Raw genomic sequence first — 12,561 nt, 5'->3', positions numbered from 1 at the left:
GGTAGGGGTAGGGGCGCAGCGCTGCTGCGCCCCCATCTACCAGCGGGTGGCAGGCGCGTTTGGGGATAGGCGATAGGCGATAGCCGATAGCCGATAGCCGACAGCCGATAGGTGATAGCGATAGGCGATGGTCAATCATTGCGGGTGACGGGGAGCGGCGAGCGAGAAGGAGGTAGGGGTAGGGGCGCAGCGCTGCTGCGCCCCCCCATCCGCCAGGTGGTGGCAGGCGCGTTTGGGGATAGGCTGCAACGTCTCTACCCTCTCTCTGCGACCTCTGTGCTAAGATCGATAGGCGATAGGCCCTCTGCGATCTCTGCGACCTCGGCGGTCGGATCAACGCGCGTATTGCTACGGGGAGAAATGAGGGAATGGGAACGATCCCCGCCAGGGGATCGTTTCCCAATATCAGCCTGCGCTGGTCAGGCTACACCTTCCAACCGATCTTCGAGATCGGCATGAAGTTCACGCAACCGTTCGAGAGTCTCCTCATCGGTTTGCCAGATACCGCGCGCATTCGCTTCCAGCAGGCGACCGACCATATTGCGCGCAGCCGCCGGATTGAGCTGCTCGATACGGGTGCGCATCGCATCGTCGAGCACGAACGTCTTGGCCGCCTCGTCATACACCCATGCATCGACTGCATCGGTCGTCGCGCTCCAACCCAGCATATACGTAAAGCGGCTGGCAATTTCAGCAGCGCCATTGTGACCGTGCCGCAACATCCCTTCATACCACTTCGGGTTGAGGAATTTGGTGCGGTATTCAACCCGCAATGTCTGCTCGAGCGTTTGCAGCCTGGTTTCGGCGGTAAAGCTCTCGACAAAGTTGAGCGGCACGCGATGACCGGTGGCTCGTTCGGCAGCGGCTTTTAATGCGCCCGAATAGCCATAGTAGTGCTGCATGTCGGTCAGGCCGTACTCAACGCTGTCAATCTCTTGCGCAACCCGACTTACAGTACCGAGCAAGGCGCGCAAGACTTCAGGTTGCGCCGCGCCGTTTTGGCGACCGCCGAATGCGTAAGCATTGCGCTTGATAAAGAGCTCTTCCAGCTCCTCCCGCTTCTCCCACGCGCTCCCTTCAATCGCTTCGTCAACATCGGTGCCATAAGTGCCGGCGGCCTGGGTAAAGATACGCGCTGTCGCCTGATCAAAGCTTTTACCGGCAGCCATCATCTCTTGCGCGTGCTTGCGGATATAGTTCATCTCAACCGGTTCATCTGCTGCCGCAGCATCGCGCACCAATCGATCGAGCATGTCCATCGTGCCGGCAAAGATGTCACGGAAGATGCCCGATGCCGTCATCAGCACATCGATCCGTGGCCGTCCCAGTTCGGCCAGCGGGATCAGCGCGTAGCGGCCCACTTTACCCTGCCCATCTTTAACCGGACGCGCCCCGATCAGACCGAGCACGATACCGATTGACTCACCCTTGGTCTTGATCGCATCGAGGCCCCACAACACCTGAGCAATCGTTTCAGGATACTGACCAGTTTCAGCGCGATGGGCGGCAATCAATGCCTCGGCAATCCGCGCGCCGCGTTCGTAGGCGCTATCGGTTGGCACCCGGAAGGGGTCAAGGCTGTGAATATTGCGACCGGTCGGTAACACTCGCGCGCCATCGCGGATAATATCGCCACCGGGCGCAGCCGGAATATAGCGACCGGCCAATCCGCGCATGAGATAATCAAGCTCCTGGGTATTGTCGCGCAGCGCAGCCAGCAACGCTCGCCCGTGTTGAATCAGACCGAGCGCCTCGCTACCGGCAGGCAGCCCAAACTGGCGCGCAGCCTGATCGGGTGAAAGATGGCCGAAGACCGTCTGTTGCACAAACTCCGTGCAGCGAGCTTCAAGCTCATCGCGCAGAGCCAGAGCCTCAGCATCTCCCTGTCGCGCCCGCGACAACACCTCGCTATAGCGGAGATTGGCGTTGCGTGCCATCAGGAAGAGATCCGCTAAACCGGGCAACTCATCGCGTGGCACTTTCAGCGTCTCAACGATCAAGGTCAGTTGCTCTTCCGGTGGTGGCGCGCTGCCCAGCACATGCAAGCGATCGGTAATCATCGTTGACGCCAGATCGCGCAGATAGGCGTAAGCGCGGGAAGCAAACCGGCTGAATGGCTCGCCTGGCTGGCGCGCCAGATCGTTATCCAGATTCAGCAACGCGATCTTCTGCATAATCGCGATTGCCTCCGGACTCTGGTCATCATCGGCCACTAACGCCGGGCGTTCGCGGTACTCGGCCAGCAGATCTTGCAGAGCCTGTAATTCACGGTAGAGGCCGGCTCGACCGTAGGGAGGAATAGCATGGCCGATGATCGTGCTATAACCACGCCGCTTGGCAATATTGGCCTCAGCCGGGTTATTGATCGGGTAGACGTAGAAATTAGGCACTTCACCGAGCAACACATCAGGCCAGCAGCGATCGGTCAGGCCGAGTTGCAGACCGGGCATCCACTCAGCAGTGCCGTGCATACCGAGATGGATGATGGCATCGACACCAAAGCTCTCGATGAGGTAACGGTAGAAGAGGGCATACTGATGGTGTGGCGTATTCTCTTTGTCGAAGAGCAGCCGCATCGGGTCGCCGGGCATACCGATGATCGGTTGCACGCCGATGAAAATATTGCCGATCTGCGTGCCGGCCAGCCGCACTTTGTCACGACCGAGAGGGGCAATATCGCCAGGGAAGTCGCCCCAGCGCGCGTTAATCCGCTCTTGATCAGCCGGACGTATCCAGCGGTAGAAGTCTTGACGGTCAGCGCTCACCCCGATGACTACCGGCGGATGGCCAGATGGCAGTGGCTGATCGCTCACCAGCCCCTCTAAACAGCGGGCAAAGGTGGCAGGATCGCGCGGATAGCGGCCTACCTGATACCCCTCAGCAGCCAGTCGGTCGAGGATTGCGATCAGACTGGCCGGCACATCGAGCAGGGCAGCGGTAGCCACTTTACCCTGGCCGGGAGGATAGTTGTAAACAATAATCGCAACTTTCTTGTCGCGGTTAGCCTTCTTGCGCAAACGGACAAAACTACGGGCGATGCGCGCCAGGCGGTCGATCCGGTCTTGCGCGGTCGTGATCGTGCTCCCGCGCATACCACCCAGCACAACTGGCGCAACTGCGCCATCCATTTCCGGCAGACTATAAAGGAACGTGCTCTGCAATGGGCCTACGCCACGCTCGCGCCAGTCATCTTCATCCTGAACAAACAGTGGCTGGGCGACGATATAGGGCACATCAAGTTTGCTAAGCAACTCACGCGCAACGTCAACAGTCAATCCGGCCTTGGTTGAACCAGCCGGGCCGCCGACAAGCGGGAAGCCCATAGTGTTAATGATCAAATCGACCTTCATATGGCTGAGCCATTCGCGCACCACGATATGGCTCTCAATGCCCATCACGAAGATCGGCAGGACACGCAGACCGGCGGCTTCGAGGGTTTGCACAATCTTGTGGTGATAATCGGCCCCGCTAAGAATATGCGCTCGGAATGAGAGCACGGCAACTGTGCCGAGCGGCGCCGGCATACCCTTGCGCGCGCGATTGCGCTCCTTTTCCCAGCGCTCGTATTCACCGGGAGAGGAGAAGAGACGCGGCGCATCAGGGTGGGCAAAACCCATATTCGGCAGCTCAACCACCGGATCAACGCGCAACTGACTCATCCCACTATACTCGCGCAGGATCAGCTTAAACATATTGGTCGCATTGGCAATGCTGCGGTGGTTCCAATAGTTATTAACATTCGTCCAGTTGCGAAAATCGTTGAGACGCTTGCCAGGCAAAAAATTGATCAGTTTTGAAGTAATCTTTTGCAGTTTGACATAGCCATACAGAGCATCTTCCTCGCGCCCACCGACAAGCAACCGGGCCACATTCTGCACCGGCTTCGGCATACCTTTGCCCGCTTTAAGATTATACGAACCAACCTTATTCAGGCGCATGACTTCTGGCAGCCCCTCGAACGAAAAAACCACTGGCGGATCGTGCCGTTCAACCATCGGCACCAGCACTTCCGCCGTCTCGTTGAGGGTGATAAGTGAAAGAATCAGGCACTGACAACGGGCAATGGCTGCTTCAACCTCGACTGGACGCGCAGTAACATCGCGATCCTCGAAAATATGCAAGCGGAAATCAGGCACCTCTTTGCGCACCTCGGCTTCAGCGCGACGAAAGAAATCCTGACTATAGCGTTGCATGCCGAGCACCATGACAAACTCTGTCGGCTGGCTCATAGCTTCCTTGCTCCTGTAGTCAGTCATATCATCAATCCGCTGCGTATATTATGCAAGATCGTGGTTCAAAAAACAATCTGAACAGAAAACGAACAAAACCTGTGCATAATTGCACAGGTTTTGCGCTAAAAATGCACAAAAAAACCATCAATCTCCATACTCCATAATTGTGCCAAGATACCGCAAAGCCTCTTGTTCAGTGCCAAACAGACCAATTCCACTGACAAAACGCACAAGAGGAGCAAAAAGAAGCAAATGATGCTCAGAGACAATAAACGCAATTCGCCCTAGATGTTTGTGACTGGCAATCGCTTCAGTACGCTGGCGCGCCCCCCGATCGGCGCCAGAGACGCGCCGACCATCGACCAGCAGATCGGTCGGCTTCGGACACTGATCGAGTAAGCGCCACATTTCGTGATAATACCGTTCCGCTTCGGCCAAGTGTAGATGATCCTCCATCACCACCCAGATCAGATCATGGGCCCGGCGACGAATGCGGTAGGGCATAGTGCTCTCCCTCACAAATTATGCGAAGTTTTGCACATTATACAATGATTTTGCTGTATATGTCTAGCGAAAGAAATGGCATGTTTCCTGCGCGAATGTTGTGCAGCGGGTCATTTCATTGCCCGGACAATGCCTCACGGCACCGATCTGGCATGGGCTGATGGAGGGTATGTAAGCAACTGTGGGTGGCCGCGACTCATCGGCGGCCCATGTATGCGGCATGGAGAGCATTTCCAGACCGCTTGCTTTATAATGATCGTGTTTGACGATCACCTCAGGCGCTGCTATAATCGCCGCCACAATCAAGCACTACAGACGCTCTGCGACCGTTAAGAGAGGCTTGTCATCATGGGGTTTTTTGAATATTTCGTTACTGTCAGTCCTCAATTTGGCTCGTATGCCTGGACATTCTTCATTCTTCAGATTTTGCTGGTCGCGGGCGGAGCCTACTTCATCTGGCTGCACACCGAGCGGAATGTCGCCAGAGCGACGTTTTTTCGCCAGTTAGGGATTGCGCTGATGATTGTAGGCGGTTTTGGGGTAGCGCTCGGCGTGGCTCGTATGCTCAATACGCCAGTATTTAACCAGCGTTTCTGGTTTTACATTCAGTTTGTGATTGAGCTGATTTTGGGCGGCTATGTTGTATATTACTGGCGTAATGTGCTGCCTGAACTGGTTCGGAATTCACGCACCCGCGCGCTGGCGCCGCGCCAGGCGTCAACCAGCGTTGCTCCCGCCACCCCCCGCCCTGCTCCCACCACGAGTCGTCGCGAAGCTCGTCGCGAACGCAAGCGCAAACAGCGGTAGTCATCGTTTTCCCACGCGCCTTCACCATACTGCCTGTACCCGTAATGCGGCTCGCAGCAGTCGGTGATACTCGGCGCGTGGGATTTCAATCGTGCCAAATTGCAATAGATGCGGCCCGGCAATAAACTGAGAGTCGAGTAAAACAAACCCACCTCGCCGCAACCGTTCGACCAGATGCACAAGTGCCACCTTACTGGCATCACGAATGCGGTGGAACATGCTTTCGCCAGCAAACAGCCCACCCAGCGCGACCCCGTAAAGACCTCCGGCCAGCATGCCATCACGCCAGCACTCGACACTGTGCGCGTAGCCAAGCCGGTGTAGCTCGCAGTAGGCGCGAACGATCTCATCTGAAATCCAGGTTGTTTCTCGACCCGGCGCCGGTTCGGCGCAGGCATTGATCACTTCGGCGAAGGCCGTATCGAACGTTACGGTGAACACTCCAGATCGCACTGTGCGCGCCAATCGGCGCGGCACATGAAACCGTTCGTCAAGCGGGATGATTGCTCGCCGCACCGGTTCATACCAGCCGATTGAGCCATCTTCGTCGGCCATTGGAAAGATGCCTTGCCGGTAAGCGGCCAGCAGCAATTCTGGCGTGAGCTGTGGTGATGGCATAGACGCTCTTTCAATGCCTTTGTGAAGCGGTGAAGGTTACCTTACATCGCCTGACCAAGCCGCTGCAACCCAGCGGAGATGATGGCGACACACCAGCCTGATAGCGCTAACGTCAGCAGTAAACCGATTCGCAATGGCCATTCACCATCAGGCAGCAGTTGCCCAACGAGCAACGGCGCGCCGACTACTCCGTAGACAAGGCCTCCAAAGAGTAATGGCATCGGCAGGATTGCGACGGCCATACTCGGCCACGAGTAGCGCTGCACCGTCATAAAGACATAGCATAACCCATATGTGATCGTCGCGCTCATGAGCGCTGCCAGGAGGCTGGGATTAAACCCAAACGGCAAATCACCTGCTAACGCCGGGGGCGCCGGATCACGCAGGCCGAGCAGTCCGAACAAAAGTTGCAGACTGACGAAGACAAAATACGTCAACAGACCGGTTAGCAAATCTGGTTTCCACCAGCGGCACGAATAAAGCAGCACGATAATCAGCGCCGGTAGCGTATCAGGCCACGCAGCGCGCAGAGAAGCGACTATATCAAACGGAGTAGCAAATACCGCCAGTAACGAGCCGGGCGAGGGGATGGTTTGCAGACTGTACAGCAACCGCCAGAATGGGTTGAGTAAAATACTGAGCTGGCCTGCTGCCAGCGCTAACACATAGAGCGGACTGCGCTGCTGCCACCAGAGCCAGAGCGCTACCCCGTACAGCAGAAATGTTATCAGTATGGTCAGCAGATCGCTTGCTCCTTGCGCATTGTCATCATTGACAACGCGCACTGTCAGGCTCTTGTAAACCGGGAAACCGCATTACTGTGCCGGCAACACGCTGCTAATCCCACTGATACTCACGCACTTCACCATTATCAATCGTAAAGAGCTGATCGGTCAAGCCATATTCCCGTTGAGCCGCATCAAGCTGAATTTGATGGGCAACGCTGGTCAAGATGCTCTCATCGGCGTCACTGAACGCTATCAAAAAATCGCGATTGGGAATGCCAATGACCATTTTGCCTGGAAAGTGCGGCTGCCAGCTTGCCAGCAGGTCGGGCAATAGCAGGCGTGTCGCATCGTAACCGTCATGAGTGTTGGCTACAATCAAGCGCTGCGGGCCGTCGCCGGTCATCAGGAAATGGGCCCGTTCTTGCGTGCGAGCAGCCAGATTTGTCAGCGCTCGCTCGTGAAGTTGATGCTCGCCAATCCCCCACCGTTCGAGATGGCGCTCATTGATGTATGACACCCGCTGTGGTTCATCGATCACGTAGGCGACGATCAGGTCGGCCAGGAATGGCCGGTAGGCCAGCATCGGTAACTTCCGCTCGAAAACCGCATTGAGAAGCGTAATTGGCTTGAGCATCGGCATCACCCGATCGGCGATGTCGGCAAAGGTATTTGCTGCGCGTTCTGGTATCTGTTCGTGCAATAGACGCAGTAACGTTGCGTATACCAGATCGAAATGCTCTGGAGCCTGAATATACGCCTGATAGAAATTGGTCAGATCGACTCGCATGCGCTGATTGGTTACGCGCACCTGCACCACGTCGCCTTCGCGACCAAGGAAATCAACAGTCGGTTCGGCGCGCAACCGGTGTTCGATTTCGGCAGCAAATGCTGCCCGATCCAGTGGGGTTTGCCCACTCATCATTCACCATCCTTTACGCTAATCATATCAAGACTATGCTGCCAGACTTCGCGTAAACGGGCAACAGGCAAGTTGAGCAATACCTGATCGCGCCAGGACACCTGCATCGTCGGCGTCGCGGTGACAACTCCCAACCGCGCTAACGGCAACCCGGACATTGCTGCCTCGAATGCGGCAGTCTGGTTCGGCGCCACGGCGATCAAAAACCGGCTGGGGGTTTCGCCAAATAACAGCACAATCGGATCGAGATCAACGCTGTCCAACGTGAGCTGAAGCCCCAGCTCACCGGCAATGGACATCTCGGCTGCCGCCACGGCCAGCCCACCCTCGCTCAGATCGTGGCAGGCACGCACCAATCCGGCGCGGATCGCGCTATGGAGAGCGCGGAACGTAGCCCGCGCCGCCGCCAGATCGACATGCGGCAGCGCGCCGGTGTCTGCAATCATGCCAATCGCAGCCAGGTGACTCCCGGCAAATTCAGCGCGGGTTGCGCCGAGCAAGTAGATCACGTCACCCGCCTGTTTCAAATCCATGGTTACGCATTGACTGATGTCGTGAACATGCGCCAATGCCGAGATCAAGAGAGTCGGTGGGATCGCGACTCGTCGGCCATCGGCATCACGATACTCGTTATTCAGCGAGTCTTTGCCGCTGATGAATGGCGTCCCAAAGGCGACAGCGCCGTCATAGCAGGCAGCCGCTGCCCGCACCAACCCGGCCATACGATCCGGTTGACGCGGATCACCCCAACAGAAGTTGTCGAGGATTGCGGTGCGATCAGGATCACCACCTACCGCCACCACATTACGCAGCGCTTCATCAATTGCGGCCAGCGCCATCCAGTAGGGATCGTGATAGCCGTAGCGTGGACAGATCCCGAAGCCGAGCGCCAATCCGGCAGGTTCGCCGGGCAGCGGTTTGATGACAGTCGCATCTGATGGCCCGGCGAGCGCAACACCGACCAGGGGTTTAATCACCGTTCCGCCGCCCACCTCGTGATCGTAAGTGCGAATAATCCGCTCCTTTGAGGCGATGGAGGGATGGGCTAGCAGCGCCAACAGCGCAGCTTCCGGCTGCACATGATCGAGCTGCGGCGCTTGCAGCAGGGCCGGCGATGGTTCCCAACGCGCCGTGAGAACGCGCTGAGGACGCCCTTCGTGCAGAAATGACATCTCAAGATCGACCACCGCCAGATCGTGATAGTAGACGCGCAACCGGCCATCATCGGTAAAGCGTCCGATCGGCGTTGCCTCCACCTCTTCGGCGGTACAGAGGGTAAGCAGCGCAATCAGTCGATCCGGGGGCACGGCCAGCACCATTCGTTCCTGCGCCTCTGAAAGCCAGATCTCCCATGGCTGCAAACCGGCATACTTGCACGGCACATGTTCGAGATGCACTTCAGCGCCCAGTTCGGCGCCCATTTCACCAATTGCCGACGACAACCCGCCCGCGCCACAGTCGGTAATCGCGGAGTAGAGCTGCGCATCGCGGGCTTGTAACAACACGTCGAGCATCTTCTTCTCGGTGATCGGATCGCCAATCTGTACCGCACTTCCCACCTCGCTGGCTGTAGTATGAGTCAGTTCGATACTGGAAAAAGTTGCGCCGTGAATGCCATCGCGCCCGGTGCGTCCACCCATCACGACAATGATGTCACCTGGGCGAACGTTCCGGGGATGCATGCCGCGTGGAGCCAATCCGACTGTGCCACAGTAAACTAGCGGATTGGCAATATAACCGGGATCGAACAGCACTGCGCCACCAACGGTAGGAATACCGAGTTTATTGCCATAATCGCGAATTCCGGCGACAACCCCACTGGCGATCCGGCGCGGATGCAAGACACCGGGTGGAGGTGATGACTCAGGCATACCAAAGCACAGTACATCGATGTTAGCGATTGGACGGGCTGATACCCCTAATACATCGCGGATCACTCCCCCCACGCCGGTATTTGCCCCGCCAAACGGTTCCAGGGCACTGGGATGGTTGTGCGTTTCAACTTTATACGAAACCTCGTGATGTGGGCCAAACGCCAGAATACCGGCATTATCGACAAATGCGCTCAGCACCCACTCGTCTTCACGTCCAGCCAGCGTTTGTCTGGTCGCCTCCATCAAGAAGGTGCGGATCAGGCTATCAATCGTCACGGTACCGCTCGCCAGCCAGGTTAGCATTGGGTATAGCGTTGGATCAACCTTCACCTGCTCCGGCGGTTGTTCGTAGAGCACGCGCGCTTTGAATGTCTTGTGGGAACAATGCTCACTCCAGGTTTGCGCTATCGTCTCGAGTTCGCCATCAGTTGGATCACGCCCTTGCGCGGCAAAATAGGCTTGAATGGCGCGCATTTCGGACAGATCGAGCGCCAGGACACCGCGCCGACTGATCTCGAGTAACTCAGCCTCATCGGCATCGCGTAACGGCACCGAAGCCACTACCGGTTTGATAGGGGAAGGATCGGCCACCAGCATCGCATAGAACGCTGCGCGGCTTGCATCGCCCTCGCCAGGCCGATAGCAAAGGGTTGTATGCACCACATCAATTGAGCGATCGGCCACGGCCTGCGCAGGATCGGTTGCTGGCGGCAAGAGATAGCGTCGCAACGCGCGGGCATGCTCGATCCCGCGCACCCCCAACCGGCGCGCGCCCTCGACCACGCTTTCGCCCTCGCTATCGGTAACACCGGGCCGATAAGCAACTTCCAATGCCAGTACATCAGTGGCCGGTAGCAGCGGATCGCTCAAAGGCTGTCCGGTGGTTACCAACTGCCAATGCGCCTGCTGAACTACTGGATCATGGAGGAGCTGATCAACGACAAGAGAAACCGCTGTCGGGGTCAGATCATTCCCGGCAAGGAGATAGAGGATCTGCGGTGAAGCGGCGGCGCGGGTAGCCACCGTCACAAGATAGAGCGGCATAGGAACTCCAGCAATTGGTGCAACGACGCAGCGTCGCGAAAGGAAGGTTGACCACAGACTATCTTACGGACGTGCCCGAGTCGCATCTATACCCTGGACCTAACGCTGTATACCAGGCATTGTCTGTCGAGCTGTTCCATCAACCACTCTACTTTCGCGCAGTTGCGCCAGATTTCGCGCGTTTACATCGTTTATAATCTTGAGTATACCATCTTCTCTTGCTGATGTTGCACTACGGAGTAAACTATGCAGAGTTGTCGCCGGATATTCGTCGTTTTGATCGGGTTGTGGTGGCTGACAATACCTGCGCTAACAGTGGCGCAGGGTACCGCAAACCTGACCGGCATTATTACTTACCGTGAACGTGTGCTGTTACCCGCCGATGCATTGGTTACGTTACAGATTGCCGAAGTGACACCAACCGGTAGTGGGGGACGGGTGATAGTCGAACAGACCTTCGCCACCAACGGCGCGCAGCCGCCATTTCGATTTAACCTCGCGTACAATCCGGCCCTGATCGATGCCGGACGAGTCTACACACTCCAGGGGCGCATTCAGGTGCAGGGACGCACGCTCTTCACGACTGCCAGCCTGATTCCGGTGATCACCGGCAATGCGCCACGTAGTGACATTAACGTGGTCATGGTTGCCGTTCGTGGCGCAACACTGCCGGCAGCAGGTAGTGCATTGTGGATGCTCGGATTAGCCGGTAGTTTGGGGATTGCCGGCATGATCATGCACTTGGCGCGGCGAACGGGCAGATATTGGCGGAAGCGTCGATGACTACTCACGTCACGACGTCATAACCGTTACCCTCAGCGCCGGCCCCGTGGCCGGAAATATGACCAGTTTCGGCGAGCGCGCCGTCTTTGCTGAAATGTCCAATAGATTGAGGTTGCTAACCAGGAAGCGTAATACTCGCTTTTTCCTTTCGTCAAAAGCTGATACCCCGCACCACGAACACAGATCAAATATTGTGGATTCTTTGGATTGGGTTCAATTTTTGACTGCAAGTAGTACATTCGTCCGCGCAACAGATGGCGCGCTTCATCATCGGTATACGTTGATGGGAAAAGCAAGCGCGCCAGCTCATTATACCGGCAGACCCGCCCCTTTGCTTCGTAGAGATACTGCAACAGCTTCAGCTCGTCGCGGCTAAGGCGCACTTCACGATCACGCAGAAGCAATCGCCGTCGTTGGGTGTCGATCTCGAAACGATGGCCTTGAGCAGAAGAGGCAGGCGTGTACGATTTGGTGGTTTCGCCGCATCCGGCAAAGTGCGATGAAATGATCGTCTGCAATGCCATTTCCGGCACTGGATAAGGCAACTGATAAAGCTGTGTTGACTGAATATTCGCTGCCTCTTCTGGCGATAGGGATAGATCTCCGGCCAGGATGAGGATCTGATGAGGTAAAAGGGCATTCAGGAACGTTTGCAGATCGTGATACGGATTAGAAAAAAGTTTAGTATTAATAATACAGAGACTAACACGCTGATCGGCTAGATGGCATAAGATCGATGCCTTTTTGGAAGTAACCAGCACCGGCCAATGCCATTTACACAGGCAATTGAGTAGTGCCGCGCGCGTGCTGCCGTTGCGATCGAGGATGAGCGCGACGCCTGAACCCATATTATTCCCGTATTTTTATTCATGAAAATTCCTTGCAGCGTATTATACACGAAAGATAATATTCGTGCAAACAAGCATAAATGTACATAAACCGACCGGAGAGTAGGGGCGAAGCAGATGGAGGGCACAGCACCGCTTCGCCCCTACCTCCCTACTCCCGGCTATCGGCTATAAGCTATCGGCTATCGCCAAACGCGCATGCCG

At 56.6% G+C, this 12,561-nt stretch carries 9 protein-coding genes; 2 read left to right on the top strand and 7 right to left on the bottom strand.

Annotated elements, in window-relative coordinates:
- Positions 1 to 419: 419 nt before the first annotated feature.
- Positions 420 to 4,229 (bottom strand): magnesium chelatase subunit H, encoded by a 3,810-nt coding sequence (gene bchH, locus Q0650_RS00125; RefSeq protein WP_298814410.1) that lies wholly within the window; start codon positions 4,227 to 4,229, stop codon positions 420 to 422.
- A gap of 147 nt (positions 4,230 to 4,376) precedes the next feature.
- The gene (locus Q0650_RS00120; protein WP_298814408.1) at positions 4,377 to 4,736 is read right to left on the bottom strand and encodes an STAS/SEC14 domain-containing protein; all 360 of its coding nucleotides are present in this window, start codon (positions 4,734 to 4,736) and stop codon (positions 4,377 to 4,379) included.
- Positions 4,737 to 5,084: 348 nt separating this feature from the next.
- Here Q0650_RS00120 and Q0650_RS00115 point away from each other — a divergent pair, with 348 nt between their 5' ends.
- The gene (locus Q0650_RS00115) at positions 5,085 to 5,543 is read left to right on the top strand and encodes a hypothetical protein (RefSeq protein WP_298814405.1); all 459 of its coding nucleotides are present in this window, start codon (positions 5,085 to 5,087) and stop codon (positions 5,541 to 5,543) included.
- Between the two features lie 21 nt (positions 5,544 to 5,564).
- Here the strand turns inward: Q0650_RS00115 and aat are convergent, their stop codons facing one another.
- Genes aat through purL form a run of 4 tightly spaced genes read right to left on the bottom strand, consistent with a single transcriptional unit; the run spans position 5,565 to position 10,726 of the window.
- Positions 5,565 to 6,161, bottom strand: coding sequence for a leucyl/phenylalanyl-tRNA--protein transferase (aat, locus tag Q0650_RS00110; RefSeq protein WP_298814402.1), 597 nt, complete (start codon positions 6,159 to 6,161; stop codon positions 5,565 to 5,567).
- Between the two features lie 41 nt (positions 6,162 to 6,202).
- A complete protein-coding gene (locus Q0650_RS00105; protein ID WP_298814399.1) occupies positions 6,203 to 6,946 on the bottom strand; it encodes a hypothetical protein in 744 nt (247 codons plus the stop codon).
- Positions 6,947 to 6,998: 52 nt separating this feature from the next.
- Positions 6,999 to 7,811, bottom strand: coding sequence for a DUF1444 family protein (locus tag Q0650_RS00100; RefSeq protein WP_298814396.1), 813 nt, complete (start codon positions 7,809 to 7,811; stop codon positions 6,999 to 7,001).
- Positions 7,808 to 10,726, bottom strand: coding sequence for a phosphoribosylformylglycinamidine synthase subunit PurL (gene purL, locus Q0650_RS00095; RefSeq protein WP_298814394.1), 2,919 nt, complete (start codon positions 10,724 to 10,726; stop codon positions 7,808 to 7,810). The genes Q0650_RS00100 and purL overlap by 4 nt, the downstream gene beginning before the upstream one ends.
- A 246-nt stretch (positions 10,727 to 10,972) precedes the next feature.
- On the opposite strand from purL, the gene Q0650_RS00090 reads away from it, so the two are divergent.
- On the top strand, positions 10,973 to 11,509 hold the full coding sequence (locus Q0650_RS00090) for a YbaY family lipoprotein (RefSeq protein WP_298814391.1): 537 nt from the start codon (positions 10,973 to 10,975) through the stop codon (positions 11,507 to 11,509).
- A 32-nt stretch (positions 11,510 to 11,541) separates the two neighbouring features.
- On the opposite strand, the gene Q0650_RS00085 is transcribed toward Q0650_RS00090, so the two are convergent.
- Entirely contained in the window at positions 11,542 to 12,357 is an 816-nt protein-coding gene (locus Q0650_RS00085) for a helix-turn-helix domain-containing protein (protein WP_298814388.1), read from the bottom strand.
- Between the last annotated feature and the right edge of the window lie 204 nt (positions 12,358 to 12,561).

Source organism: uncultured Chloroflexus sp. (assembly GCF_937129525.1).
Lineage (GTDB): Bacteria > Chloroflexota > Chloroflexia > Chloroflexales > Chloroflexaceae > Chloroflexus.
The sequence above is the reverse complement of the archived record's forward strand: the minus strand, read 5'-3'. Positions and strand labels throughout refer to the sequence as shown.

Coding starts and splice junctions, on each gene's coding strand:
- Q0650_RS00120 (WP_298814408.1), bottom strand. CDS start 4,736: ATGCCCTACCGCATTCGTCGCCGGGCCCATGATCTGATCTGGGTGGTG.
- Q0650_RS00090 (WP_298814391.1), top strand. CDS start 10,973: ATGCAGAGTTGTCGCCGGATATTCGTCGTTTTGATCGGGTTGTGGTGG.
- Q0650_RS00100 (WP_298814396.1), bottom strand. CDS start 7,811: ATGATGAGTGGGCAAACCCCACTGGATCGGGCAGCATTTGCTGCCGAA.
- aat (WP_298814402.1), bottom strand. CDS start 6,161: ATGCCATCACCACAGCTCACGCCAGAATTGCTGCTGGCCGCTTACCGG.
- bchH (WP_298814410.1), bottom strand. CDS start 4,229: ATGAGCCAGCCGACAGAGTTTGTCATGGTGCTCGGCATGCAACGCTAT.
- Q0650_RS00115 (WP_298814405.1), top strand. CDS start 5,085: ATGGGGTTTTTTGAATATTTCGTTACTGTCAGTCCTCAATTTGGCTCG.
- Q0650_RS00085 (WP_298814388.1), bottom strand. CDS start 12,357: ATGGGTTCAGGCGTCGCGCTCATCCTCGATCGCAACGGCAGCACGCGC.
- purL (WP_298814394.1), bottom strand. CDS start 10,726: ATGCCGCTCTATCTTGTGACGGTGGCTACCCGCGCCGCCGCTTCACCG.